The following is a 24,983-nucleotide window of genomic DNA, read 5'->3' as shown; positions in this document are numbered from 1 at the left end:
GAGGTTACGAAACTAATACACAGTGCAAATTAGGTATCTTTCGTATTTATTTTAGAGACGTGGTGATGGAAGAGCTATTTGATCGTACCGTGATCTTTTATATATCTTTCAAATTGCTTCTTGTCCGGATGATCCTGGACCTTCGCAAGAAAGGCCTTATATTCCGCGGATGCAAGATCCTTTGCACCGGCGAGGTCGTAGAGCCTGGCCTTAAGCAGGTGGCATTCGGCCATGCCTTGCGGGTCGATCCTCAGTGCCTCGTCAAGAGCGGAGAGGCCGTCGGAACCGCGGCGGACTTGGAAATAGGCCTCGCCGAGCAGACGATAACTGCGTGCAAATGTCGGGTCGGCCGCGACGGCGTGTTCGAACACTTCGACCGCTGCAGCGTGTTGGTTCTGTACGGCGCGCAGGATACCTATATTCAGCATCGCGGGTACGTAATCCTTTCGAACGGAAAGCGCGTGTTTGAAAGAGGTTTCGGCTTCGGTGAGCGAGTTCAGAGCGGCATAGAGCGAACCGAGTTTCGCCCAGGCAATGAAATCCTGAGGGTCGATGGCGACGATCTCCTTGACGATCTCGATCGCTTTTTCCGGCTGATTGTCCCGTTCCATCTCGCAACTTTTTTGTAAAGGTATGCGGTTTTTTCGTTCGGGTCACGCGAGAATTTGGTCGAGATCACACTCGGCGGGGCGGTTTGTTCAACATTAGGCGGAATGACCTCAAAATCCTCACGTTGGCGGACGCCGCCGATATCCGAGACGGATTTGCGTGCTGTTTCGATGCCGTCGACGTCGATGATCAGCGTGCCGCTGTTGCCGAAGCGTCTGAAGCAATAGTTTCCGGATTTGCCGAGCGTCTGGCGGGTTGCGGGCTGCGAGGAATCGGAATAGATCACGGTGACACGCGGCGGTTTGGCGTCCTTCTTTGCTCCGCGGACCGTAACCTTACCAAAGACATATGGAGCCAACCGATTATCACGGCCGATCTCGCGCGTCGGAGTTTCACCCATCTCACGACAAATGTCATCTGCCTGAGCATTAACATCAGGCGCGACGATCAGGAGACTAAATGCCAGGACTGTCGCGAAAGTTATAGATCTGATCATAATACTCGGAAAAAGGTGATTGATCTACGGATTATCCTTGATGAATTTCTCGAATTTCTTCCTATGCGGATGATCCGGAACTTTGGTCAGGAAAACCCTGTATTCGGCGGCTGCCAATGGCTTGGCACCGGCGAGCTGATAGAGATGAGCCAGTTGCAAATGGCATTCGGCCATCCCGATCGGGTCGAGTTTGATTGCGTTTTTAAGAGCTTCCGCCCCGAGCGTTCCTTGACGTGTGAGGAGATAAGCTTCGCCGAGCAATTGGAACGTGCGGGCGGCCGTTGGATCGAGTTCGGCGGCGTGCTGCAGGATCGGGATCGCTGCTTCGTACCGCTTTTGTGCGATCCTTAGCTGCCCGACGTTCACCCAAGCAGGCGTGTAATCGACTTTCAACTCAAGCGATCTGCGAAAAGCCGCGTCGGCGTCGGACAACGAGTTTTTAGCGAACTGCCAGATTCCGAGCTTCGCCCAGGCGATGAAATCTTCGGGATCGATTGCGACGATCTGTTTAAGATAGCTGATCACTTTGTCCGGATCTCTGTTTATCTCGGCGTCGATCGCTTTTTTGTACAGATCAGTGGTTTTAGGATTGGCCGGATGCGTGAATTTGGCCGATATGACCGCCGGGGAACTATTTTGAGCAGGTTGGTTGGCGAAGATCTCGAAATCCTCACGCTGCTGCGTCGAGCCGAAAGACGCAAGGGTTCGGCGGGCAGCCTCATTGCCATCGACCTCGACCACGAGAGTGCTGTTATTGGACTTTCTTTTGAAGCAATAGTTTCCGGACTTATTCACGATCAAACGCTCAGCCGATGGTCCACCATCGTAGAGAATCACGGTCACTTTCGGTGGTTTTGCAGTCGACGGGAAGCCTTGAAGGACTACTTTCCCAAAAACATATGGGATATGGGCGAAAGGAGAATCAAGACCGGGATTAAGCCCCGACTCAGAGCAGATATCGTCCGCCTGAGCACGAATACCGTAACCAAGCAGCAAGATAGTGAAGACAATAAGGACGGAATTCGCAGATCGATTCATAACATCCGGCCGAAAACTAGTCGATTTTGGTTAGTGTTGCTCGTACCGCGTATCGAAGTCAAGAAGAATGTTTATCGCCTATTTCCTGGACATGATCCAGTGCTGCGGCATTCCTTGCATTGGGCGATGTTCATTTTGCGAAAAGCCCGCATTCTCAAGCATTTGCTGCAGTTCGGCAAAAGTGTACGCATCGCCTGCCGGAGTCGCGGCGAGCATCACGAGCGAGAAAAGAGCTTCGCCCGGAGGCGACACGCGGTCGTCATTTGGGACGAATTCTAATGTAAGCAACTGGCCGTCCGGGCTGAGAGCTGCAAAAGCACGCTTGAGAAACGCTTCGCACGTAGGTGGATCGAAATGATGGAGAAAGTTTGTATTGAGAATGACATCGTAGTCAGAACCGAGGTCGGCATCGAACGCACTGCCCTCGATCTTGTGATAGCGATCCGCAACCCCGAATTTTTCGGCATTCTCTTGGGCTACAGCAAGAACGACCTTCCAATCGAGAGCATGGATCTGGGCGTTCGGATAGTGTTGAGCGACGGTAATACCGAACATTCCGTGGCCCGCGGCAATGTCGAGGACTTTGATCGCGGCATCTTTTGGATAGCCGAGGTCCGCCGCCATCTTTTGAGCCGAAGGCATCATCATGCCCGTCATGCTCCGGGCAAACGTTGCCCACATCGGGCTTTCGGGGTCGAGCGAAGCGTTGTACTGCGGAACAGCTCCACCATTGCGAACCGCAGCGGTGAGGTCGTCGAAACCGGCCTTTTGCTGCGGCGACAGGATGAAATCCGTCATATTGCCCATGTACGCGGGCGAATGCTGAACGAGAAAAAAAGCAGCGTCATCAGCAAGGGAATACTCACTGCCATTTTTGATAAGAAAGCCGAGTACTGTCAGCGTATCGCAGAGAATTCTTATACCGCGTTCCGCGGCGCCGCACGCTCTGGCGATCGAACTCGTGCTCGTTTTTCCATCGGCGATCTTAGTGAAAACGCCAAGTTCTATAGCGGCTTTCATTGCTGCGGTCATCTGAAAGCCGGTGATCATTTGCCAGATCCGTTCTGGTGTTGGGGATTTGCCTTCTTGCATATTGTTACCTCAGTTGCCGATGGTTCGAATATAAGTAAGGTATTGCATTTCAGCCGTTATTTCAACGTGCGAGCAATTGCTTTCATACGGGCTTTTTTAGGTATAAGATATGGTTATGAGCGATATATTTGACCTGACAACGCGGCCATCTGAGAACGTGTTTTTTCACAAAGGAGATAAGAACGATCCCCGGTTGGGAGAGGTCGTTCAAAGCGAACCGCATCATTACGGAGCGGCCGATATCGTGATCCTCGGCTGCCCTCAGGATGAAGGCGTTCGGCGAAACGGCGGGCGGGTTGGTGCTGCTGCCGCACCGGATGCGATCCGTACGCAATTTTATAGGCTCACGCCTTTCAACATAAAGAAAAAGATCTTTGATCTGGGTAATGTGAAGATAAGACCTTCCTTAGAAGATACCCATTTCACGCAAAAAGAAATTGTTGCTCAGATCCTTCGGGACGGGAAAAGGTTGATCGTACTCGGCGGCGGCAACGATATTTCTTATCCGGACGGAGTTGCAATGGCCGAAGTTTTTGGCCCGGAATGGTGGATCGGAGTTAATATTGATGCCCATCTAGATGTCAGGATCGCGAACGAGAGAAATAATGGGACGCAATTTAGGCAGCTTCTTGATGAAGGGCATCTCAAACCAACTTATTTTTATGAGGCGGGATATCAAACGCACCTGACATCGCCCGTTTACTACGAATACATCCGTGACCTTGGCGTCCACAGGATCAGTCTTGAGGTCCTGCGTTCACGTGCCGAGGCTGATCTCGAATTAAAAGAACAGATCCGTGCGAAATTCATCGGCCACAGCTCAAGTTTGAATACTTTTTTCGGTTTTGACATGGATGTCGTTCGAATGGCTGACGCGCCGGGGACATCCGCTCCGTCGCCACTAGGTCTTCGAGCCGGAGAATTTATTCAGCTGGTCAAATATGCCGCTTCGCTCGCCAATACTAAGATCATAGAGTTTAGCGAGGTCAATCCGATATACGATGTCGATGATCGGACGACGAAGCTTGTGGCGATCGGTATGCATCGCTTTTGTAGCGGAGTTGCGTAAAGTGTCTTCGCCTAAGCCGTTCACACTTGACACATTTGAACGTCTTTGGCATTCTTTAGGTTCGCTTTTCGTAAGAAACCGCGAGGTGTAGTCTCTTAGCTCAGTTGGTAGAGCATTACCTTGACAAGGTAGGGGTCAGCAGTTCGAGTCTGCTAGAGACTACCATTTATATTTTTCGATAAGATGCTAATTAAGAACTTTGCTGTTTTTATAACTACTACGACACGCTTCTAATGGCGTGACAATCGCAGTTTCTTCGGATCCTGCAAAGCAAAGTCGCTCTTATCGGATCAAATCTATTTAGTAGTAGGACGAACGAGTAAATCGTTATCAGTAAATAGGAAAAGGTAAGAGCGGCAAGCAAATTGTCGTTGTTACTGATTTGTATGGGCGTTGATAGAGCAATTTTATTCACGACCGTCAATTAACTATTTACAAAACAATGAGCGAATTAAACGTAAAATTCGGAAACGATCAGAAGTTGATCCCAAGTCCGGCGACTGTTCTGGATGCTATAAAAGCATTCGACCGCGACGTACTAAAGAAATCGCTTGCCGCCAAGGTCAATGGGGAAGAAGTCGATCTCAATCGGGAACTGACAGAGACTGACGAGGTTCTTTTCATCGAGGCGATAACGAGCGATTCACGCGATGGCCTCGAGGTTATCCGTCACTCGACCGCCCACTTGCTTGCGGCGGCGATACTTGATCTGTTTCCAGGAACCAAGCTCGGCGTTGGCCCGGCTCTAATGGAGGATCCGCGTTACGGTTTCTATTACGACATCATCGCTCCGCGAAATCTAACCGAAGACGATCTGCCGGTCATCGAGAAAAAGATGAAGCAGATGGCAAAGGGCGATCTACGCTATCGTCGTGAGGTTGTTGTGAAATCTGCGATCCTTGAACTTTTCAAGGGCCGCGAAGAGCCGCTTAAATGCGAGCTTATCGATGAGAAAGTCGACGGCTCCGCTACGATATATCATATCGATGGTTCGCCATTCATAGATTTTTGTTTAGGACCTCACGTTCAACATACAGGTAAGTTGAAAGCCTTTAAGCTTTTGGCGATTTCCGGAGCGTATTGGAAGGGCGATGCGGAACGCGATCAGATGCAGCGAATTTACGGCACTGCATTCGCGACCCAGGACGAACTCGATGCCTGGATGAAGCAGCGTGAAGAGGCAGAGAAACGCGACCATCGCAAGCTCGGCCGCGAACTCGACCTCTTCTCGATCTCAGACGATTACGGCCAGGGTTTGATCCTTTGGCATCCAAAAGGCGGAATTATTCGCAACGAGATGGAGCGTTTGCTCAAGGAAGAACTTGAGAAGCGAGGTTACAGCTTCGTTTTCACTCCGCACATTGCTAAGCGTCAGCTTTGGGTGACAAGTGGGCACGAAGGCAATTATTCCGATTCGATGTATGCTCCAACTAGCATCGAGGATGAGGAATATCGGCTCAAGCCGATGAATTGCCCGTTCCACATCGGTATCTACAAATCTAGCCCGCGTTCGTATCGCGATCTCCCGCAGCGTTATTCGGAAATGGGAACGGTTTATCGTGCCGAGCTTTCCGGAACGCTTCACGGATTGATGCGTGTTCGCGGATTTTCGGTCGATGACGCACATCTTTTCGTACGGCCTGACCAGGTTCACACTGAGGTTGCAGATTGTTTGGATTTTGCGATCAAGGTTTTTGAGACGTACGGATTTGATAAGGTTCGATTTGAACTTTCAGTTCGTGGCGGTGCCGAGAACAAAGGCTATCTTGGTTCCGACGAAGACTGGGCAGCGGCTGAGAAACAGCTCGCCAGTGCTCTCGACGAGCGGAACATCTCATACGAGCATCGAGGGCGAAGCGGCGTTTTATGGCCCGAAGATCGATATCAAGATCGAAGATGCAATCGGTCGTGTTTGGCAGTTAGGCACGATCCAACTTGATTTCAATCTGCCGGAGCGATTCGAGCTTGAATACACCGGCGATGATAATCTCAAGCATCGTCCTTATATGATCCACCGGGCTTTGTTCGGTTCGATCGAGCGGTTCTTCGGGGTTTTGATAGAGCATTATGCTGGAGCATTCCCGTTGTGGCTTGCTCCGGTGCAGGTTGCAGTGTTGCCGATAACGGATCGCATCAACGATTATGCGGACAGCGTTGCTGCGGAATTGAGAAATGCCGGTTTTCGCGTAGAATCTAACACGAGATCTGATAAGATCGGTGCGAAAATTCGAGATGCTCAGATGCAGAAAGTTCCGTACATGCTGATCCTCGGTGATCAGGAATTAGAAAGCAATAAGGTCGCTGTTCGCGAACGTAAGCAGGGAGACATCGGTGCGATGTCGTTGGAAGAGTTCAAAGGGATGATCACGCAGCAGAAATTGCAGCGTAGTCTCTAAGATCGCTAATAAACTTAGGAGGCAACTATCGCTAGAAGATTTGGTGGAAATAGATTTAAGCCGCGTTTTCGTGAGCCGCTTCATCGCACGAACGAACGTATCAGAGTCCCGTCAGTACGAGTTGTTACTGAGGACGGCGAAACCTTGGGTGTGATGGACACGCGCGATGCGATCCAGGAAGCGAGAAATCGGGGCATCGACCTCGTCGAGATCGCTCCGAACGGAAAGCCGCCCGTTTGCAAACTCATTGATTACGGTAAGTTTCTTTACGAACAAAAGAAGCGTGCCCACGAAGCGAAAAAGAAACAGGTCACCGTACAGGTCAAGGAGATCAAGTTTCGGCCGGGGACGGACGATCACGATTACAACTATCGCATGGAACACGCCAAGCAGTGGCTCGGCGAGGGTGACAAGGTTAGGGCCGCGATCGCCTTTCGCGGCCGCGAAATGACGCACCGGGAACTCGGGGCAAAGATCCTGAAGAAATTGACTTTGGATCTTGCGGAATTAGCGGACGTCGAAGTTTTTCCAAAGATGGAAGGTTACCAGATGTTCACCATCTTTAACCCGAAAAAGGCAAAGGTTGCTGATGCCAAGAAAGTTTCTACGACCGATTCGATAGAAGCTGATGATGTCGCACCAAAGATTAAGAAGGCACCGAAAGAGCAAAAGGTGAAGGCACCGAAACCGGAGCCAAAGGACGACGACGAAATATTTTAAGCACTGCAGGTGAGTAGTGCAAGAAAGGGATTAACAGGAGAAAGGTAATGCCAAAACTAAAAACACACAAAGGCGCGGCAAAGCGTTTTCGCTCGACAGCGTCGGGTAAATTCAAGCGCGGCCACAGCCATGCTCGACACATTTTGACCAAGAAAACGGCAAAACGTAAACGTAATCTCGACATCGATGTATTGGTGTCAGAAGGTGATCAGAAACGCGTCGAGAAGATGCTGCCATACGGCCGCGACTAGTTGGCAGTGGCAGCATGGAGGAGGCAGTCATTCGCCATCCCCCGATGCCAACTGTTTACAGGATTTGTAGAGTAGGAGTGAAGAAATGCCAAGAGCAAAACGTGGAAATAAGCGCCTCGAGAAGCGCAAAAAAATATTAGCCTTAGCCAAAGGTTTTCGTGGAACGAAGTCGAAACTGTATCGCTCGGCCAAAGAGTCGGTCGAACGCGCATTAAATTTTGCCTATACGGGCAGAAAGCTGAAAAAGCGTGATTTTCGTAAACTTTGGATCGTCCGCATCAATGCGGCGTGCCGTCTGAACGATATCAAGTATTCGCAGTTCATCCACGGCCTGAACCTTGCCGAGATCGATCTCGATCGTAAGGTACTCGCCGATCTCGCGGTCAAACAGCCTGACGCTTTCGCAACGATCGTTGGACAGGCTAAAGACGCCATCGGTAAACATCAAGCGGCAGCCTAACTAGCAGATTCGATGCTTTTCATGGTGATTGAACATTTCAAGAACCGCGATGCGGGAGCCGTTTATGAACGGTTTGCAGAGAAAGGCCGGATGATGCCGGACGGGTTGCGCTACGTAGATAGTTGGATCGAAACGAGCTATTATCGCTGTTTTCAGCTAATGGAAACCGATGATATACAGCTGTTTGATGCTTGGATAGCCGAGTGGGAAGATCTGATGGATTTTGAAATAATGCCTGTAGTTACCTCGGCTGAAATGAGATCTGCATTTTCCTCTCGATCGTAAGCGTTCCGGACAGTGAGATATAGTCTAAAGCATGAGGCTTCGTATGAAGTCTCATGCTTTTTATATTCCCAATTCTGCCTTCGCTTCCGCAAACATTTCAACCGCGAAATCCAGATCCTCGCGGCTATGAGCGGCTGATACCTGCGTCCGGATGCGAGCCTTACCTTTCGGTACTACTGGAAATGAAAATGCAATTACATAGACGCCTCTCGCAAGCATTGCTTCCGCCATTTTCGTGGCGAGCACAGCGTCACCGAACATTATCGGCACGATCGGATGTTCGCCCGGGACGATCTCAAGACCGATCGACGAAAGCTTATTACGGAAATATTGGGTGTTTGCCATGAGGCGATCCCGCAGTTCCGTCGATGCCGAGAGCATATCGATCGCCGCGATCGCCGCCGTCACGATCGGTGGGGCAACTGAATTTGAGAACAGATACGGCCGCGAGCGTTGACGAAGTAGATCGATGATCTCCTTTTTACCGCTGGTATAACCGCCGCTGGCTCCGCCGAGAGCTTTGCCAATGGTTCCGGTGATTACGTCTACGCGGTGCATCACATTATGATGCTCGTGCACGCCGCGCCCTTTTTCCCCCATGAAACCGACCGCATGCGAATCATCGATCATGACGAGGGCTTCGTATTTGTCGGCGAGATCACAGATCTCAGGCAGTTTCGCGATAAATCCATCCATCGAAAAGATGCCATCAGTCGCAATCATCTTAAATCTCGCGGAACTCGCTGCCTGAAGCTGAGATTCGAGATCCACCATGTCACCGTTCTTGTAGCGGAATCGCTGAGCCTTGCTCAAACGGATACCGTCGATAACGCTCGCGTGATTGAGTTCGTCGGAGATCACGGCATCATCTTCGCCCAAAACAGTTTCGAAGAGCCCACCGTTCGCATCAAAGCAAGACGTATATAGGATCGTATCCTCAGTGCCCAGAAACTCACTGATCTTTGCCTCAAGTTGCTTATGGATAGTTTGGGTTCCGCATATGAATCGAACCGACGAAAGGCCAAAACCCCATTCCTCAAGCCCTTTTTTCGCAGCGTCTACGATCAACGGGTGATCAGACAACCCGAGATAGTTATTGGCACACATATTCAGCACGCTGCGGCCGCCCGAAACCTCGATATGCGCTTCCTGCGGGCTCTCGATCACGCGTTCTGATTTGAATAGACCTGCCTGACGGATCTCGTCCAGTGTATTCTGCAGATAAGTTTGAAATTTTCCGTACATAACGTTTACATCTCGCTCCAATCGAGTACAACCTTGCCGCTATTTCCGTCCCGCATAACCTCAAAGGCCTTTTGAAATTCCTTGTACGAATAGCGGTGCGTGATCACGGGTTCGATGTCCAAACCGGATTCGAGCAGAACACTCATTTGGTACCAGGTTTCGTACATCTGGCGGCCGTAAATGCCCTTAATAGTGAGCATGTTGAAGATCACGGTTTTCCAGTTGATCGAGAATTCGTCAGAAGGTATTCCCAGAAACGCGATGTTACCGCCGTGCGTCATATTCGCGAGCATATCGCGAAAAGCAGTCGGATTTCCAGACATCTCCATGCCGACATCGAAGCCTTCTTTCATTCCGAGTTCTTTCTGAACATCGGCAATGGATTTTTCGCGAACGTCGACCGCCATTGTCACATCGAACTTCTTCGCGAGTTCGAGTCGGTTGGGGTTTACGTCGGTGATCACCACGTGCCGAGCACCGGCGTGTTTGGCTACGGCTGCTGCCATAATACCGATCGGACCGGCACCAGTAATCAAGACGTCTTCGCCAAATACTTCGAAGGCGAGAGCTGTATGAACGGCATTTCCAAAAGGATCGAATATTGCGGCGACGTTAAGGTTCACATTCGGGCTATGCTTCCAAATATTGGTCATCGGAACCGCGATATATTCCGCAAAACCGCCATCTGTATTAACACCGAAACCGAGCGTATTAGCGCATTTATAGCGACGCCCGGCGAGACAGTTCCGGCAGCGTCCGCAAACGAGATGCCCCTCGACGCTGACAATATCGCCGACATAAAAATCATTTACGTTTGAGCCGATCTCAACGATCTCACCTACGAGTTCGTGGCCCAGGATCGTAGGAACCTTGATAGTACTTTGCGCCCATGCATCCCAATTGTATATATGAAGATCGGTTCCGCAGATGCCTGTGCGTTTTATGCGGATCAACACGTCATTTATACCGATCGTGGGTTCCGAAACGTCTTCTAACCAGAGCCCAACTTCAGCTTTACTTTTTACGATCGCTTTCATTTTGCGACACTCCTAATGACTAGATAACGTCTGCAAATACAATGATATCACCGGGAGCAGGAAGACGAAAGACGGTGTCGGATTCGAGGAGAACTGTCGCGGATGAGGAAAGCGAAACGGTAAATTTTACGTAAATCCGATGTACTGCTAAAATTGTAGACTTCGGTCTGAGCTTTCGAAGCTAACTGAGAATCTATGTCTGAAGAACGAGAAAGGGTTGAATCGGTTCGTGCCGCTTTCGCTCGAAATTTTGCACCTTACGCGCAGCTTTCGCTTGATGGCCTTGCGCTCGATGAGGTTGAGGCGAAACGGCGTGAGGTCAGCGAGCTAAAGGTTCGTCACACCGGAAAAAAATCGGCGATCGCGGAAACGATGAAACTTATCGGCCGCTTACCCGCCGAGGAACGTGGTGCGTTCGGGCAGCTGGTCCAGTCAGTCGAAAAAGAGATCGCGGCATCGATCGAAGCGACCGAATTCAGCCTCAACGAGTACATTTCTAATGCCAAGATCGAGCGAGAGCGACTCGACGTTACACTGCCCGGCAGACGGCCGAAAACAGGGCATTTGCACCTGATCACGATACTTCGTCAAAGGATCGAGGATATCTTCGTTTCGATGGGCTACGCGATCGAGGATGATCGTGAGATTGAGACCGATTATTACAATTTTGACGCGCTGAATATCTCGGAAGATCATCCGGCGAGGGAATCGCAAGATACGTTCTATACGACTCAAGGTTTTGCTCTCCGCTCGCAGACTTCGACGGTTCAGATCCGGGCTATGGAACGCCGCGGTGTTCCGATCAGGATCATCGCACCGGGCAAGGTTTTCCGCCGTGATACACCCGATATGACGCACGTGCCGATGTTCCACCAGATCGAAGGCCTCTGCGTCGATAAAGGCATCACAATGGCCCATCTGAAGGGAACGGTAACCGAATGGCTCAAACGTCTGTTTGGCGAGGATACTATCACGCGTTTTCGCCCGTCGTACTTTCCATTCACTGAGCCCAGTGCCGAGTTCGATTTCTCGTGCTTTAAATGCCACGGTACAGGCGTTTTCGAAGGCGAACGCTGCCGCCCCTGCAAAGGCTCAGGCTGGATCGAACTTGGCGGTTCGGGAATGGTCCATCCTAATGTTCTACGTGAATGCGGAGTAGATCCCACGGTCTATTCCGGCTTTGCGTTTGGATTTGGACTTGAACGGATGTGTGCGTTGATGTATTCGCTTGACGACATTCGGTTGATATTCGACAACGATGTGAGGTTTTTGGAGCAGTTTAAGTAAGAGAGCTTTTCTGAGCGATAAATGCCATGGCCGCTGGAACTAACAAACGTTGGATCGGAGTCATCGCCCTTATACTAGGTTCGCTGCTGGCGGCAATGCTCGTATTTGAAATTAAGGACGGCAGGCTGTACGGCAGCAGTTCCGATGGAATGATGTTAGCGGCACATCCGATAGTCTTTTATATCGGAACTATACTCCAAGGCTTTGTTGTTCTTCTCCTGATATTCTCCGGAAATTCGATATTTCGAAATCCAAAGTAATTGTAATGAACATTAGTTATAACTGGCTTAAAGATCTGATCGATATCGATCTCTCCGCTGATGAGCTTGGTAAAAAGCTCACTAGTGTGGGTTTAGCTGTCGAGGGAATTCATCCGCACGGTGATGATCTGGTCCTGGATATCGATCTCACGTCGAATCGGCCTGATTGCCTTTCACATCTCGGCATGGCCCGTGAGATCGGTGCTATTGAGAATATTCCTCTACAAACTCGCGAGAAAAAGACTGCGAATGATTCAGTCGGCAGTTTTGTATCGATAGATTGCCCGGAACTCTGCCATAGATTCACCGCTCGTATAATCAAAAACGTTAAGATCGGGCCGTCGCCCCAATGGCTCGTTGACCGTCTCGAAGCGATCGGCGAACGCTCGATCAATAACGTTGCCGATATCACGAACTACGTCATGCACGAGCTTGGGCAGCCCATGCATTCATTCGATTTGGATAAGCTTTCGGGGAATCGGATCGTAGTTCGGAAAGCAAAACACGGCGAAATCATAACTACGCTCGACGAGGTTGAACGCAAACTTGACGAATCGATGGTTGTCGTCTGCGATGCAGAAAAGCCCGCCGCAATCGGCGGAGTGATGGGCGGCCTTTATTCGAGCATCACAGACGATACCGCTAACGTGTTACTTGAAGTTGCGTATTTTGAGCGGAAAAATATTCGCACGACTTCGCGTAAGCTAAACCTTGCAACTGAGGCAAGTTATCGGTTCGAACGTGGCGTAGATATAGACAATCTCGCAGCCGCGTCAAACCGGGCAACTGAATTGATCTGTGAACTCGCAGGCGGCGAGGCTGGTGATTTTGTCGACGTTTACCCGACAAAAAGAACTCCGCACAGCGTTTCGTCTCCGGACATTTCTGCGGCAGTTCTACGGCTGACCGGCTTGGATGTTAGCCCCGCGGAATCTGTACGAATTCTTAATTCTTTGGGAATTTCCGCTGAAGATGCGACCGCTCCTCAGATGTTCATTGCTCCGTCCTGGCGGCATGATATTAAAATAGAGGAAGATTTGGTCGAGGAAGTTGCCCGCCATGCGGGATACCACAATATCGGTTCGGAATTGCCGCCTGCTTTTGGTGCGGGAGAATATCAACCAACCGAATCCCGAGAGAAACGGCTGCGACAGGCCTTGATCGATACGGGGTTTGACGAAGCTCTTTCGTACAGTTTTATCGATACGAAGCACGACGGCGTTTTCGAGATCATTCCCGGACTGATAGACGATTCGCTCGCGGAACCTTACGTAACGCTTCACGATTCCGTGATCGAGGGAGCGATCCGAATGAGGGCGAGCTCGCTGCCCGGGCTTCTGGATGCCGTGCGGCTTAATTTGAACCATCAGCGCCGCGACATCAAGCTCTTCGAGATCGGGAAGGTTTTTGCCGCGAAGGCGGGTGAAGACGGTTTGCCGAATGAGCAGAAATCATTTGCGCTCGTCGTTACGGGCGGCGAGGTGAATCAGAGCCGTGCGATGGTCAGCCGGCAATTGGATTTTTACGACGCTAAAGGCTCTGTCGAAGTTGCTTTGGAAGCGGCCGAAATTGTGAATACTACATTTGTTGCGGCTGACGTGAAGCATCTCCGAACGGGACAATCGGCAAAGATAATGGTCGGCGAAAAAGCGATCGGGTATATCGGCCGTTTGAGTGACGATATTTCGTCCACGTATAAATTTAAGCAACCGGTGTATGTAGCTGAACTCAACCTTTCAACGGCATTAGCTGAGAATGCGGATCAGATCACGTATAAGCCACTCGCGAAATTTCCTGGTGTTGTTCGCGACGTTTCCTTCGTTGTGGATCGCAAAATGGAGTTCGAAACGATCCGATCGGCAATCGTCGAACAGGGAAATGAACTTTGCCGAAACGTCGCGTTTGTAGACATTTACGAGGGTAAAGGTCTTGAGGTAGATGAACGTTCAATAACTATCAGACTCGAATACCGTAGTGACGAACGGACGTTGGTTGAAGAAGAAGTTGAAGTTCTGCATAAGAAGATAATCGGGCAGCTCGAAACGGATCTGGGTATCAAACCACGTTTTTGAGAAAAGCTGACACATTACTTGAAGTTTCGAATAAAACTCAACATAATGATTTCCACAGGCAACAGATCGGAGACCGCTGCATGAACGCTTTGACCGGCATGGAAAAGTTCTCGCACCTCGAGGACAAGATATATCTCACAATCGAGTACGCGAAGAAAATGCGTGACGAAAAGGAGCGTCTCGAACGCGAGGCTGAGGCTCTAATACGTGACACGGCAACGGCGATCGCGGAGAAGAGAATTGCGGAAGATAGGCTTGCAGCGGTGCTTTCAGAAAGAGAGGCGATCCAGTTTAAGGTTGAAGCAATGCTCGATGCCATGGCGTTGATCGATGACGAAGTTGCGGCAGCGATCGGGCGATAGGAGTTCTGAAAACAAATGGCAGAGCAGACGATCAGAGTTGAGATCTATAACCAGACGTACAGCATCAGGTCTGACGGCGATAACGAGTACATTCAGGACCTCGCGGGCTACGTCGATTCCAAGATGCGCGAGATCGCATCAGGAACAATGACCGTTGATTCGCTTAAGGTTGCGATCCTCGCGGCCCTGCACATCGCCGACGAGTATTACCAGTTAAAGCACACCCAGGAACAGGTTGATTCCCAGCTCGGGATACGCAGTACTGAATGTTCTGAACGGCTCGACAGACTTCTAAAATACCGCGAAACCGATCCTCAACCGGCTTGAGGTTTGACCAGATATGGAGATGATTGGTGGGGGGGGGAAACGTCCGCCATTTTTCATTTAAATCGGGTTGAAAATCGTCGATTTTCATTTCCGATTTTCGACGAATATGCTAGTATCCAGAGTGGCGAAGGTTTTCTCTGCGGTTCTCGTTATTGGACGATATAACAATTGAGCCAACATATGAATGCCGGGAGGCTAATGCCGGTTTCGGTGCGTTTCTCCACGAGAGCAAACGCCATAGGCACTGGCTCTGATGCTCGCAAGAGCAGAAAGCCACCCACCTGTAAATAACAGGTTCAATTCATACGTCCTGACGGTTCCGCGGTCCTCATTCGCCATAATCTTTTCTTGATTAAGGCTGTCTGCAAAGGCAGCCTTTTTTCGTTTTTGCTCGGGTGTGCGCTGCGGGGCTATTCGATCTCTTCGTTCTCGAGTTCGAGCCTGATCTCTTCGGACATTTTAGCGGCTTCGAGAGCAAGTGGAAGCTCGGAGGATCGGGCCGAGAGTTTTTTCAAGGCTAGCTCCGAATCGGCAAGTCCGCCTTGTCGCCTAGCCGCAGCTTCGATCATCTGGAGCCGCGATTCAGCCTCAGCGAGCATGTTTCGAGCTTCGTCATTGATCTTTGAGATCTTTTCGACATCCTTCTCGATCTCTGACTGAAATTCCTCCGCACGCGAGCTTTTGAGCTGGCGTAAACTCCCTTGTCGTTTTTTTGCTAGTTGAAGTTCCCGTTTCGACGATTTAATTATCCGCGTAGCGGTTAGCCGTGATGCAAGTGTTTCACGGTAAGCATCGGCGAGGAGCAGATCACGGGCTTCGACGGCTTTCAGGGCTTTTTTCTCGTTGGCTTTGAGTTCGTGGCGAAACCATCCGATCTCTTCAGCCTTAATGCCATCGGCCGCAATGCGTTCTCTCATTTCGTTGGTCCATTTTGCACGGCGCCCGAATAAGATACCGGAGATTATCAAACCCGATAAAAAACCGAGTGCAGTTACGATCATTCCGACAAAGAAGATAACTGCGGCTACTGGTGGACCACTCGCGGCAAGAAATACCAGTAAAAATGTTGCGATCGCGGGAATAACGGTTAATGCCAGCGGGGCCGCGATGCCGCCGATAGCAAGCTTTCTTCCGCGATTTAGTTCTGCCGGTGTGATGTCGTGTATTCCCATCGAAGTTAAAGTCTAGCGCAAGAAATCAAAAAGTGCGGAAACCGGCGGTCGACTTTCCTCATGACAAAATTTAGCGTTTTTTAACAAATATATTATTATTCAGTCAACGACTGACGGAACGTAATATCTTATGAGCAAATCAAAGCTTCTATTCTCAATTGTGATAACAGCGATGTTCGCTATCGCGGCCGCTGCACAGACGCCCGAGCAGAAGCAGAAGGTTCGCACAGTCACGATCCCAATCTCAATATTTACAAAGGCGGAACTCAGAGATAATCAGGCTCAGGAATATGTGCAGGCAGATCGATTAGGTGTAAAGGAAGACAACGAAGAACAGCAGATTTTATCGATCCGCAGCGTGAGTGAATCGCCAATGTCGATCGCGTTCGTAATTCAAGAAGATCTGGCGACAAACTTTAACCTTCAGATCAAGGATATCCAGAATTTTATTCGTGGATTACCCGAAGGTACTCGAGTAATGGTTGCGTATACCCGCAGCGGCTCGCCGCAAGTTGTACAGCGGTTTACCGATGATCGCGAAAAGGCTGCGAAATCGTTGAGGATAGTTTCCGGAAGTTCCAGCTTTGCTCCGCGGAGCCCTTATGATGGAGTTCAGGAACTTCTTGGTCGCTTTGACGGCGTTCCGACGGGCAGGCGTGCGATCCTCTTATTCTCCGACGGGCTGGATACCTCGCAAGGAGCAAGTCTTGCTTCGATTACGCAGAGTTTCGATCTTCAGCAGGCTGTGTTAAAGGCTCAGCGAAAAGGGGTTGCAATTTATTCGTTCTATTCACCCACGACAACAACTGAGAATGGAAACACCACCTTTATTTACGCTGCTCAAGGGGCTCTGGCCAAAATATCGGAGGAAACCGGCGGAAGGGCATTTTATCAAGGCTCGATCGCTCCAACGAGTTATTTACCATTCTTTAGAGAGCTTAATATTGCTCTAAATCGTCAGTTCTCGATCACTTACCTCTCAACCCACATGAACAAGGGCTATCATAAGGTTCAGGTCATGAGTACCAACCCTGAGATCAAGATCGAGCATCCGAAAGGCTACTATTATCGTTAGCTGCCAATCCTCGTATTGCACGTCTGGCAGATCAAAACATCTTCTTTTATCAGCAGGCCGATCCAGAAAAGCGGAAAGAAAAACACAAGAAGGGCTGCGAACGTGATCCAGCCGGCGGTTGAGATCTTTCGTTCGATCCGCGGCATATAAGTGCTCATACAGTGGGGACAGCGGAACGAATGTGCGATTTGCTGCGGCTGCGAATAAGCGAGTGGAGCCGGGCGAAAGTTACTGTTGTTTGGATTGAATTGAGCCGTCTGATCTAAACCCGGCACCGTTTTGCGGGCATCATTCTGAGTTTGAAATTCGTCTGTCTTCCAGGCGTAGGGCCGGGGAGCCGCGTGGTCGTATGGGTTTGCGGGCATTGGCTGCGCACCCATATGAAACTTAGTGCCGCAAAATCTGCAAAAGTTCGTTTCAGGCGTGTTCAATTTTCCGCAGTTTGCACAAGTATTCATAACCAGATCAAGTCAATCGACTTTCGGCAGTAATAATATCAGAGAAATCGTCGGAACCTAAAATAAGGGCCGTAACCAAGGATCTATAAGAAGAAACAGCAAAAACATGCAAAACTGACAGGAAAACTAAGATCACGTTTTGTGTTTTTTTGCGCACTTTCGTGGTTAATCCTTAATCAAACCGAACCTTTTCTCCCGTTCTGATCGCCATATAGACCGATTCGACGAGTTCGACCGCCTTATAACCATCATACGCCGTGACCTTGGGCTCGGTTCCGTTTAGGATGCAATCGATGAACGAGGCATCTTCCTGTAGGAAGCCCCGGCGGTGGTCTTCTTCGAAAGTGTGGAACGAATGCGTGGTAAAATCCGCATGGGTTCCGCGGCAGTCGAGCACTCGCACCATTTCCTCGGTAATTATAGTGCGGTGATGACAGAACACCTCGATCCGTTCGAACGGGAAAAGCCAACTCGCATCCGACGACGAAGCGAACGAGCAATGGAAACCGCTCTTGAATTTGAAGATTATCGAAAATTCATCGATCTCAGGGTATTCATGCTGCGAGCCATAGGCGACAAGTTCCTCGATCTCGCCGAACTGAAACCTGAGCATATCGAAGAAATGGATCGTGGTCTCGTAAAGAAAGCCTCCCGTCACGCTGACATCGCCGGTCCACACTGGGTTTTTCAGCTCGCCGCGATTCATTTTGATGTGAGCTGAGTGGGCCGGATCGCTGGCGATCATCTCCTTCAGTGTTGTGTAAACCGGAGCAAAACGCCGATTGTGGCCGACCTGAAATACCTTTTGGCTGGCGTTCGCTCGTTCAAGCAATAACGCAGCATCTTCGATCCCGAGCGAGAATGGCTTTTCGCAGAATACGTGTTTTCCCGCTTCGATCGCCGCTGAGGCTATCGAGATGTGAGTTTTGTTTGGGGCACAGACCAGAACAGCATCGCAGTTGTCCAGCAGCTCTTCCTGTGACGAGCAAACCCTGCCGCCGATGCGTTTGGACGTTTGCTGAGCACGCTCCGGAATGATGTCAAATAGAGCAGCAACCTCAGCCCGCGGATCGCGGGCGTAGATACCGCCGTGAACATTTCCGACGTAGCCGGTTCCAACGATTCCAATCTTTACTTTATCCATTACCAGCTACCACCCGCGGCGTATTTGCCGAGTCCGAGAGTTTCTTCAGTTGCGAGTTTAGCTTTTGCCGCTACCTCAAACGGATCTTGTGCCCAATACTCAGGCCGAAAGATCTCGATGCTGACCATGCGGTCGTAGCCGATCTTGTCGAAATGCTCTTTCATCTCTTGGAGCGGCAGAACTCCCGTGCCGGGATACAGACGTTGGGCATCTGTGAGTTGCTCCTTTGGGAGATCTTCGGCATCGTTGATGTGAAAGATGAACAGCTTCTTCGGATCCATGCGGTCGATCGCTTCGAAGCTTGAATTTCCAGCATAAAAGTGGAACGAGTCGATCACATTTCCTACGTTATCACGCGCAACCTTCTCCACGATCTCGTTACACAAGTCAAGCGTTTGGACCGAGCAATCTGTTTGGCCGAGGAACTCGAACGCGAGCGAGACGCCGTGATTTGCTGCTATATCAGATAACTCCGTCAGAACCCGGATCGATTCCTCAATGATGATTTCTTTTGTAGCATCGGCGGGCAATTTGCCCGGAACAACTACGATATACGGGCATCCGATCTCGCTTGCAACGCGTGAGAGCAGTTCGCATTCGGCTTTGATCCTGGCGTAATCGGCATCCGTGCGAAAGGTTATGTGCTCGATCGAGTTGATCGAATACGGCTCGAGATTTGCGGCTTGCAGTTCGGCCTTCAGGTCGGACGCGGTCTTGTTTTCGAGATATTTATAGAGCTTTGCCGACCAGATCTCGAGCAGATCGTATCCGGCGGCCGAGGCGGCGAGGATGTCTGTCGAGAGGTCGGCGTGCATCGTGGTTGCTCCGTTGAGTGCAATTTTCATGAGGGTGATTTTAGCGTGTTGGTTTTGTGAAACCAAATCGGCTGCAACTCTGATTTTTGAATTCTCGTCAAAGAATCGGTAATCTGTAGAGACTGCCGCCGAGGCCCGCCTATGAAATTCATCTTGTCCGTCGCGTTTTCTATTTTTCTCTCGTGTACCTTCCTGAATGCCCAGGCCTCGGATGCCGCCTTGCGGGCTGTGATCGAGAAGGACAAGGCGAGCCGCGATGCCAGTGGGAAACTGATAACATTGACCGCTGCCGAGCATCTGAGCCGTGGTCAGATCTATTTCGACAACCGCCAGTTTCCGCAATCTCGGGGGCATTTCTCCAAGATCCTCGACTTGTTTCCGAACGATCCCGCTATGTCGGGAGCGTTGTTTATGACTGGGCGTTCGTACTATTGGGAACGCGAATATGCTAAGGCGATCCCGTTCCTCGATCGCGTGGCCCGTGAGTTTCCTGCCACCAAAGACGGCCGTGAAGGGCTCTATTTCAAGGGTGCCTGCAACGTGAGGCTCGGAAAGAATGTCGAGGCTGCGAAGATCTACCAACAGTACACAGTAATGTACCCGACCGGAGAGCGTATCGACGGCAGTTATCTGAACACCATCGACGCACTCCGCGAGGCAGGGAAGTATGACGAGGCGAACGACTGGGTTGACAGGACCCGTACCAGATTTCCCGGCCAACCAACCGAGGCGAATGCTCTGCACGCCCGTTTGCGAATGCATATCTATCGGGGGCACTGGACCGACGCTGTTTTGACTGCAGATACTATGCTGCTCTCGGCCAAGTTTGCGGGCTCGATGACCGGAATGGATGAGGTCAAGTACCTCAAGGCCTTCTCGCTCGAGAAAGCCGGGCAGCGTGAACAGGCGGCGAATACCTACGTCTCGATCCCGGATAGCGCGACCTCGTATTACAGCGGGCTTGCCTCTGACCGGTATTCGAAGACCGATCAGGTCAAGGCGATCGTTCAGGTTTCGCCTAAGGATTTTCCCGTTATGTTTCGCGACGAGGTCCTCGCCGCTGCTAAGCCGCGGAAGGTTGACCCGAGATTTGTGCTTGCGATCATGAAGCAGGAAAGCAGCTTCCGTCCCGGTGTGAAATCGCCGTCTGCGGCGCGCGGGCTGCTCCAACTCGTGATCGACACGGCTTTGAAATATAACAAGAAAGCCGGTTACGCGGGGCTCCAGGCGGATGACCTGTACGATCCCAAAACCAATATTGCGATCGGGTGCGAGTATATCGCTGATCTGAGCCGCGAATTCAATGGAATGTACGAAGCGATAGCCGCAAGCTATAACGGCGGCGAAGATAATGCGTTGCGTTGGCTCAACCGATCGAAGCCCAGAGAGCCCGGGATTTTTGCGGCTGAGATCGGATTCGCGGAAACTAAGAACTACGTATTTAAGGTGATGAACAATTATCGTGTTTATCGCGAGCTGTATACCGAAGATCTGGTGCGGAAGTAAAAGGTTATTTTTTACCGACCTCATTTCTTCACCCTCGGCAGCTGAAATACATATGTTGTCCCGTCCAGGCTTAACGAAAATACTACAAACTCGACATTCTTTAACCGCCGGAAATAGACCAATCCTTTAATTGATTGCCCGGGCTGCACTGATTTTGCGGTCAGGGCTGTTTCGCGGATGCGGCGTTGTTCGCTCATGACCATTTCTGAGCGGGCGGCGTTCTGGCGGGCTACTGCCTCCTGGGTTTGCTTGTCGGGAACGATCACATCTACCTTGTAACGGGTGCCGTCCTGACGGCGAATTTCCTTGGTTTCATTGACCTTTTGGCCGTCGGCAATGAATGTATCAAGCGAGCTTTCCTGGCGCACCCCGGTTGCCATTTGACGCAGAATGTCGCGGGTCGGGATCGAAGTTTCGGCCAAAACGGGCTTTTTCCGCGACTGAAGATCTTCCTTTTTCTTGAAATGGGCTGCGCCCCACATATCGGCATCGAAAAATAGTGGTTCTGCTGTATCATTCGTGATCCCGGCGCCGACGATGTTGTATTTGCTATCTTCAAGGAAAGCGACGGAGAGCGTAACGCCATTATGCGTGATGGTGCTCACCGGGCCGCGTTCTGTCTGAACGGTGCCGCAGAGGAATTTGTCATCAGGTGTGATCGATCGGCTCTTTTGCCCGCAGCCCGGATCGCCGCTCCAGAAAACGAGCTTGCCCGTCCGCTGGCCGTAGGCGGCAGACAGCGAGGCCAGCAGGATTAGCAATGAGATCAGCGTCTTCATAGCTATTAGGTTTTGGAGGGGCGAAATACTTATCACGGTTTTACTCCGAACTGATAACAAAGTCAACATTTGACCGGGGTGCGAGCGTTCCGCTTGCGCTCCGGTCTTTTTTCTTGACATTCTTCTTCTTCCGTCTATAATCGCCACATCTAGTAATTTCATCCGGTTGGGAAAGGCGGTATTGCTGCCGGGCGTATTTGTATATGTTCGAATCTTCGCGCATTTTTCGTCTCGTCGTTGTTTTTCTCGTCGCCATTATTCTTGCGGCTATTACCCTCGGCGGGCAGCGGGCCTAAAATCTGTGTAACTTGCTGTTCGAGCATCGCCGTGCCTTAACGGCGAGCGAAACTGCGTCCACCTGGTCGTCGTGTGTCCCTAGCGGAAACGAGCAGCATTCGTCGATGAATTCCTCATTCCAGGCGCCGCGGATCAGGAAAAGACGCCCCTGTTCGGCGATGTTGATCCATTCGAGTGCCCGAGCTGTCTTGGGGTCTTTAACTTTGAGCGTCCGGACGAGATGGAATCGGCCGGGCCGGTCTTTTTTGATCGCCTGCACAAGTGCCTCACCGTTGTGCGTTGACTCGACGCAGTGTTCGGTGTTCGCCTCAGCCTCGAGCCGAGCGAGGAGATAACGCCGCTGCTCCGGAAATTCCATTCGCCGCCGAAAGCCGCCGTCGATGTACATATTCTCTTCGCGATCAAAAGCCACGCGGAAGCTCGCGGTGTAATCAGAATTTTCCGTCGCCGTCACGCCCAGATCGTAGCCGCGTATCCACCGCAAACCCGGCGGCAGTGCCGAGATGATGCGTCCGAACCACTCCCGCTTGAACATCCCGCCCTCTGCCGGAATCGGCCGCTGCTGATAAAGCGATGAGAACGAATACGTACCGATCTGTTTGCGCCGCTGCTCAAGCTTTTCCAGCGGAAATCGCTTCGGCCAAAGCGATTCGCCGGGCTTCCGGTCGACCTGATCGACTGGAACGCAAGCATCCTGCTTGCCAACGCCGGTTCCTCCGGCGTGAAGGACTGGAGCGCAAGCATCCTGCATGCCAACGCCGGTTCCTCCGGCGTGATGACGATAACCATAATTCAACCCGAGAGCACTCTCCGACGTTGCCTTCAAAGACCGGCTTGAATGCTCCGCTTCAGCATTTTCGCGCCCCGGCGCCGCCACACCGGAGGAACCGGTGTTGGCAAGCGGGACGCTTGCGCTCCAGTCGTTGAGGCGCGAATAGAGACGTGGGAATCCAATAACCTTAGGCTTATATAGCTGTGAAGCAGCATCTTCGAAACTCCCCTCCTTACGAAGGAGGGGTGGCATCAGCCGCTTTGGGCTGATGACGGGGTGGTTCTCTGGAAGAGGATCCGCTAACTCGTCGGAGTTCGATGTGTTCGAATTTGCGGAGCGAGGTAAGGTTATACTCGAATCAACGTAAGGCGGGGAGTTTCGGAGCCCAGTCGCTACCGCTCCCGGTTCTGACCCGATCCCCAAGGCGATAGCGGGTAGATTCACGACCGTCCATTCTTCGCCTTCGCCTTCGTTCATTTGTCTCAGCAGTCTGCCGGCGAGGTCGTCTTCGTGCCAGCGGGTTTGGATAGGTTCGAGGCGGGTGTAGAGGTCGTCGTTGAACCAATCCCAGACTGCTTCGCGGTGCGCTCGTGATTCTGCCTCGGCACGGCTTTTTACGGGGTCGTCGATTATGATCAGATCCGCACCAAAGCCCGTGACTCCGGCTCCGACGCCGACCGCGCGAAGGCCGCCGCCCTTTGAGGTTTCCCATTCCGCCTCGGTGTTTTTCGGCCGGGAAGTGACGAACGGGAACGGACACTCCTCGACTGGAGGGCGAGCATCCTGCTCGCCGCCGCCGACTGGAACGCAGGAGCCCTCGCCTGCAACAACGGTTCCTCCGGCATGACGACGGCTGGTATCGGTCGAGCCGGCTTTACATCCGGATGTTATGAAAGAAGAAGACGCGGTAAAGGTGACGGTTGCGTTGTTCTCCATAAATTGGCATGGCTCAATTCCTTGGCCAAGAACCACCCCGTCAGCCGAAGCGGCTGCCACCCCTCCTTGGTAAGGAGGGGAGTTTGCCGAGTCGGAAGTTTTTCTTAATACCCAGTCATCACCCAGAACGCGTTTTATCTTTCGCGAGAATCGATTTGCGAGCGATTGGCCGTAGCTGCCGATGATGACGTTTTTGGATGGGTCATTCTTAAGCGTCCAGGCAGCGTAGCGGACGGTGACGAGTTCGCTCTTGCCGTGACGCGGCGGAACGTTGATCATCAGCCGCGTGATCTCACCCGAATCGACTTTCGCGAGCTGCTCGCAGATGTACTTGTGGTGTTTAGCATCCCAATCGTAATTTGGCGTGACGTGTTTGAGCCAGGCATGGAATGCACCAGTGTCTTTTGCCCCGGCTTCCGAGTCAGAACCGCCTGCGTAAGCGGGCGGAAGGGCGCCAGGGTTCAATGGCGATCGTGTCGTGTCGCGACCTTTGTCTGATCGCTTTGTTGGTAGGTGAAAACCGGCTAGTTCGCGGTTCATCTTCGTTCCGCCCGCTGACGCAGGCGGTTCTGACCGGGAGGTAAGCGGTTCTGACTCGACGCGTTCATATCCCATTTCCAGAAACCGCTCCACCAGGAGCTGCTTCCAGCCGAGGGCGTCGATCCAGCCTTTGACGTGTTTGCCGCGCTGGTTGCGGTTGTAGAGGATGCGGCGGGAGAAGGTTTCCCAGCCGAGGCGGCGCATTTCGAGCTCGATCAGGTCGTGGTCTGAGCCGTTGTGTTCTAGGTAGAGTTTGAGACAGTCTTTTTGTTTTTCGAGGATGAATGGATCGTTGTACGGCATAGTTTTCTAACATTCCACGCTAGCCGAAAACTACCCCGAATTGATATGCCATTGTGCGTACATTGATAGGTTATGCACACAAAAACACACTTTGCGTAAATTGATATCTTTTGCACAGAATGCTCAACTTTCGTGCTACCCCGCCGTCGGGAGATCACAAATCGCCGGCAGCCGGAACGA

The 24,983-nt window shown here is 51.3% G+C and carries 24 protein-coding genes, 1 tRNA gene and 1 pseudogene; 14 read left to right on the top strand and 12 right to left on the bottom strand.

Annotated elements, in window-relative coordinates; genetic code table 11:
• Positions 1–74: 74 nt before the first annotated feature.
• The 4 genes from IPG22_21390 to IPG22_21375 all read right to left on the bottom strand — a co-directional run bounded on the left by IPG22_21390 (position 75) and on the right by IPG22_21375 (position 3,235).
• Positions 75–611, bottom strand: a complete 537-nt coding sequence (locus IPG22_21390) for a tetratricopeptide repeat protein (GenBank protein MBK6590833.1) — start codon at positions 609–611, stop codon at positions 75–77.
• The gene (locus IPG22_21385) at positions 497–1,105 is read right to left on the bottom strand and encodes a hypothetical protein (GenBank protein MBK6590832.1); all 609 of its coding nucleotides are present in this window, start codon (positions 1,103–1,105) and stop codon (positions 497–499) included. Before IPG22_21385 ends, IPG22_21390 begins: the two co-directional genes overlap by 115 nt.
• Positions 1,106–1,129: 24 nt before the next feature.
• Positions 1,130–2,143, bottom strand: coding sequence for a hypothetical protein (locus IPG22_21380; protein ID MBK6590831.1), 1,014 nt, complete (start codon positions 2,141–2,143; stop codon positions 1,130–1,132).
• A 78-nt stretch (positions 2,144–2,221) separates the two neighbouring features.
• On the bottom strand, positions 2,222–3,235 hold the full coding sequence (locus IPG22_21375) for a class I SAM-dependent methyltransferase (protein ID MBK6590830.1): 1,014 nt from the start codon (positions 3,233–3,235) through the stop codon (positions 2,222–2,224).
• A 115-nt stretch (positions 3,236–3,350) separates the two neighbouring features.
• Here IPG22_21375 and IPG22_21370 point away from each other — a divergent pair, with 115 nt between their 5' ends.
• The 7 genes and pseudogenes from IPG22_21370 to IPG22_21340 all read left to right on the top strand — a co-directional run bounded on the left by IPG22_21370 (position 3,351) and on the right by IPG22_21340 (position 8,416).
• Positions 3,351–4,304 carry a formimidoylglutamase gene (locus IPG22_21370; GenBank protein MBK6590829.1) on the top strand — a complete coding sequence of 318 codons (954 nt, stop codon included), beginning with the start codon at positions 3,351–3,353 and terminating at the stop codon, positions 4,302–4,304.
• An 89-nt stretch (positions 4,305–4,393) separates the two neighbouring features.
• Positions 4,394–4,469 (top strand) — tRNA-Val (locus tag IPG22_21365).
• A gap of 277 nt (positions 4,470–4,746) precedes the next feature.
• Positions 4,747–6,700 (top strand): annotated as a pseudogene (gene thrS / locus IPG22_21360) (threonine--tRNA ligase).
• A gap of 27 nt (positions 6,701–6,727) precedes the next feature.
• Positions 6,728–7,420 carry a translation initiation factor IF-3 gene (locus IPG22_21355; GenBank protein ID MBK6590828.1) on the top strand — a complete coding sequence of 231 codons (693 nt, stop codon included), beginning with the start codon at positions 6,728–6,730 and terminating at the stop codon, positions 7,418–7,420.
• Between the two features lie 47 nt (positions 7,421–7,467).
• Positions 7,468–7,671: a 50S ribosomal protein L35 gene (rpmI, locus tag IPG22_21350; GenBank protein ID MBK6590827.1), complete on the top strand. Its 204-nt coding sequence runs from the start codon at positions 7,468–7,470 to the stop codon at positions 7,669–7,671.
• Positions 7,672–7,756: 85 nt separating this feature from the next.
• Positions 7,757–8,131, top strand: a complete 375-nt coding sequence (gene rplT, locus IPG22_21345; GenBank protein ID MBK6590826.1) for a 50S ribosomal protein L20 — start codon at positions 7,757–7,759, stop codon at positions 8,129–8,131.
• A 12-nt stretch (positions 8,132–8,143) separates the two neighbouring features.
• Positions 8,144–8,416, top strand: a complete 273-nt coding sequence (locus tag IPG22_21340; protein ID MBK6590825.1) for a DUF3303 family protein — start codon at positions 8,144–8,146, stop codon at positions 8,414–8,416.
• A 60-nt stretch (positions 8,417–8,476) separates the two neighbouring features.
• On the opposite strand, the gene IPG22_21335 is transcribed toward IPG22_21340, so the two are convergent.
• Both IPG22_21335 and tdh read right to left on the bottom strand, forming a co-directional pair.
• On the bottom strand, positions 8,477–9,661 hold the full coding sequence (locus IPG22_21335) for a glycine C-acetyltransferase (GenBank protein ID MBK6590824.1): 1,185 nt from the start codon (positions 9,659–9,661) through the stop codon (positions 8,477–8,479).
• Between the two features lie 5 nt (positions 9,662–9,666).
• A complete protein-coding gene (tdh, locus tag IPG22_21330; GenBank protein ID MBK6590823.1) occupies positions 9,667–10,698 on the bottom strand; it encodes an L-threonine 3-dehydrogenase in 1,032 nt (343 codons plus the stop codon).
• A gap of 195 nt (positions 10,699–10,893) precedes the next feature.
• Between tdh and pheS the strand changes: the two genes are divergently transcribed.
• The 5 genes from pheS to IPG22_21305 all read left to right on the top strand — a co-directional run bounded on the left by pheS (position 10,894) and on the right by IPG22_21305 (position 15,006).
• Positions 10,894–11,985, top strand: coding sequence for a phenylalanine--tRNA ligase subunit alpha (gene pheS / locus IPG22_21325; protein MBK6590822.1), 1,092 nt, complete (start codon positions 10,894–10,896; stop codon positions 11,983–11,985).
• A 26-nt stretch (positions 11,986–12,011) separates the two neighbouring features.
• Entirely contained in the window at positions 12,012–12,245 is a 234-nt protein-coding gene (locus tag IPG22_21320; GenBank protein MBK6590821.1) for a hypothetical protein, read from the top strand.
• 5 nt (positions 12,246–12,250) lie between these two features.
• Positions 12,251–14,317: a phenylalanine--tRNA ligase subunit beta gene (locus IPG22_21315; protein ID MBK6590820.1), complete on the top strand. Its 2,067-nt coding sequence runs from the start codon at positions 12,251–12,253 to the stop codon at positions 14,315–14,317.
• A gap of 80 nt (positions 14,318–14,397) precedes the next feature.
• Entirely contained in the window at positions 14,398–14,679 is a 282-nt protein-coding gene (locus tag IPG22_21310) for a hypothetical protein (GenBank protein ID MBK6590819.1), read from the top strand.
• A 15-nt stretch (positions 14,680–14,694) separates the two neighbouring features.
• Positions 14,695–15,006: a cell division protein ZapA gene (locus tag IPG22_21305; GenBank protein ID MBK6590818.1), complete on the top strand. Its 312-nt coding sequence runs from the start codon at positions 14,695–14,697 to the stop codon at positions 15,004–15,006.
• 410 nt (positions 15,007–15,416) lie between these two features.
• Here IPG22_21305 and IPG22_21300 read toward each other — a convergent pair whose 3' ends face one another.
• Positions 15,417–16,178, bottom strand: a complete 762-nt coding sequence (locus IPG22_21300; GenBank protein ID MBK6590817.1) for a hypothetical protein — start codon at positions 16,176–16,178, stop codon at positions 15,417–15,419.
• Between the two features lie 130 nt (positions 16,179–16,308).
• Here IPG22_21300 and IPG22_21295 point away from each other — a divergent pair, with 130 nt between their 5' ends.
• On the top strand, positions 16,309–17,253 hold the full coding sequence (locus tag IPG22_21295) for a hypothetical protein (GenBank protein MBK6590816.1): 945 nt from the start codon (positions 16,309–16,311) through the stop codon (positions 17,251–17,253).
• On the opposite strand, the gene IPG22_21290 is transcribed toward IPG22_21295, so the two are convergent.
• From IPG22_21290 to IPG22_21280, 3 genes are all read right to left on the bottom strand, one after another.
• Positions 17,250–17,618, bottom strand: a complete 369-nt coding sequence (locus IPG22_21290; GenBank protein MBK6590815.1) for an LITAF-like zinc ribbon domain-containing protein — start codon at positions 17,616–17,618, stop codon at positions 17,250–17,252. The genes IPG22_21295 and IPG22_21290 overlap by 4 nt on opposite strands.
• A 265-nt stretch (positions 17,619–17,883) precedes the next feature.
• Positions 17,884–18,855 carry a Gfo/Idh/MocA family oxidoreductase gene (locus tag IPG22_21285; protein ID MBK6590814.1) on the bottom strand — a complete coding sequence of 324 codons (972 nt, stop codon included), beginning with the start codon at positions 18,853–18,855 and terminating at the stop codon, positions 17,884–17,886.
• Entirely contained in the window at positions 18,855–19,700 is an 846-nt protein-coding gene (locus tag IPG22_21280) for a sugar phosphate isomerase/epimerase (GenBank protein ID MBK6590813.1), read from the bottom strand. The genes IPG22_21285 and IPG22_21280 overlap by 1 nt, the downstream gene beginning before the upstream one ends.
• A 111-nt stretch (positions 19,701–19,811) precedes the next feature.
• On the opposite strand from IPG22_21280, the gene IPG22_21275 reads away from it, so the two are divergent.
• The gene (locus IPG22_21275; protein ID MBK6590812.1) at positions 19,812–21,176 is read left to right on the top strand and encodes a transglycosylase SLT domain-containing protein; all 1,365 of its coding nucleotides are present in this window, start codon (positions 19,812–19,814) and stop codon (positions 21,174–21,176) included.
• A 20-nt stretch (positions 21,177–21,196) separates the two neighbouring features.
• On the opposite strand, the gene IPG22_21270 is transcribed toward IPG22_21275, so the two are convergent.
• Together IPG22_21270 and terL are read right to left on the bottom strand one after the other, a co-directional pair.
• Positions 21,197–21,955, bottom strand: coding sequence for a hypothetical protein (locus tag IPG22_21270; protein MBK6590811.1), 759 nt, complete (start codon positions 21,953–21,955; stop codon positions 21,197–21,199).
• A 292-nt stretch (positions 21,956–22,247) separates the two neighbouring features.
• Positions 22,248–24,803 carry a phage terminase large subunit gene (gene terL, locus IPG22_21265; GenBank protein ID MBK6590810.1) on the bottom strand — a complete coding sequence of 852 codons (2,556 nt, stop codon included), beginning with the start codon at positions 24,801–24,803 and terminating at the stop codon, positions 22,248–22,250.
• Between the last annotated feature and the right edge of the window lie 180 nt (positions 24,804–24,983).

This window comes from Acidobacteriota bacterium (genome assembly GCA_016703965.1).
In the GTDB taxonomy this organism is placed as follows: Bacteria; Acidobacteriota; Blastocatellia; order Pyrinomonadales; family Pyrinomonadaceae; genus OLB17.
Note: the sequence above shows the minus strand (reverse complement) of the source record. Positions and strands in the feature narration are given on the sequence as shown.

Coding starts and splice junctions, on each gene's coding strand:
- IPG22_21295 (MBK6590816.1), top strand. CDS start 16,309: ATGAGCAAATCAAAGCTTCTATTCTCAATTGTGATAACAGCGATGTTC.
- IPG22_21370 (MBK6590829.1), top strand. CDS start 3,351: ATGAGCGATATATTTGACCTGACAACGCGGCCATCTGAGAACGTGTTT.
- IPG22_21385 (MBK6590832.1), bottom strand. CDS start 1,105: ATGATCAGATCTATAACTTTCGCGACAGTCCTGGCATTTAGTCTCCTG.
- IPG22_21315 (MBK6590820.1), top strand. CDS start 12,251: ATGAACATTAGTTATAACTGGCTTAAAGATCTGATCGATATCGATCTC.
- IPG22_21275 (MBK6590812.1), top strand. CDS start 19,812: ATGAAATTCATCTTGTCCGTCGCGTTTTCTATTTTTCTCTCGTGTACC.
- IPG22_21390 (MBK6590833.1), bottom strand. CDS start 611: ATGGAACGGGACAATCAGCCGGAAAAAGCGATCGAGATCGTCAAGGAG.
- pheS (MBK6590822.1), top strand. CDS start 10,894: ATGTCTGAAGAACGAGAAAGGGTTGAATCGGTTCGTGCCGCTTTCGCT.
- IPG22_21285 (MBK6590814.1), bottom strand. CDS start 18,855: ATGGATAAAGTAAAGATTGGAATCGTTGGAACCGGCTACGTCGGAAAT.
- rpmI (MBK6590827.1), top strand. CDS start 7,468: ATGCCAAAACTAAAAACACACAAAGGCGCGGCAAAGCGTTTTCGCTCG.
- IPG22_21380 (MBK6590831.1), bottom strand. CDS start 2,143: ATGAATCGATCTGCGAATTCCGTCCTTATTGTCTTCACTATCTTGCTG.
- IPG22_21340 (MBK6590825.1), top strand. CDS start 8,144: ATGCTTTTCATGGTGATTGAACATTTCAAGAACCGCGATGCGGGAGCC.
- IPG22_21280 (MBK6590813.1), bottom strand. CDS start 19,700: ATGAAAATTGCACTCAACGGAGCAACCACGATGCACGCCGACCTCTCG.
- IPG22_21310 (MBK6590819.1), top strand. CDS start 14,398: ATGAACGCTTTGACCGGCATGGAAAAGTTCTCGCACCTCGAGGACAAG.
- IPG22_21335 (MBK6590824.1), bottom strand. CDS start 9,661: ATGTACGGAAAATTTCAAACTTATCTGCAGAATACACTGGACGAGATC.
- terL (MBK6590810.1), bottom strand. CDS start 24,803: ATGCCGTACAACGATCCATTCATCCTCGAAAAACAAAAAGACTGTCTC.
- IPG22_21290 (MBK6590815.1), bottom strand. CDS start 17,618: ATGCCCGCAAACCCATACGACCACGCGGCTCCCCGGCCCTACGCCTGG.
- IPG22_21375 (MBK6590830.1), bottom strand. CDS start 3,235: ATGCAAGAAGGCAAATCCCCAACACCAGAACGGATCTGGCAAATGATC.
- IPG22_21300 (MBK6590817.1), bottom strand. CDS start 16,178: ATGGGAATACACGACATCACACCGGCAGAACTAAATCGCGGAAGAAAG.
- IPG22_21270 (MBK6590811.1), bottom strand. CDS start 21,955: ATGAAGACGCTGATCTCATTGCTAATCCTGCTGGCCTCGCTGTCTGCC.
- rplT (MBK6590826.1), top strand. CDS start 7,757: ATGCCAAGAGCAAAACGTGGAAATAAGCGCCTCGAGAAGCGCAAAAAA.
- tdh (MBK6590823.1), bottom strand. CDS start 10,698: ATGAAAGCGATCGTAAAAAGTAAAGCTGAAGTTGGGCTCTGGTTAGAA.
- IPG22_21305 (MBK6590818.1), top strand. CDS start 14,695: ATGGCAGAGCAGACGATCAGAGTTGAGATCTATAACCAGACGTACAGC.
- IPG22_21320 (MBK6590821.1), top strand. CDS start 12,012: ATGGCCGCTGGAACTAACAAACGTTGGATCGGAGTCATCGCCCTTATA.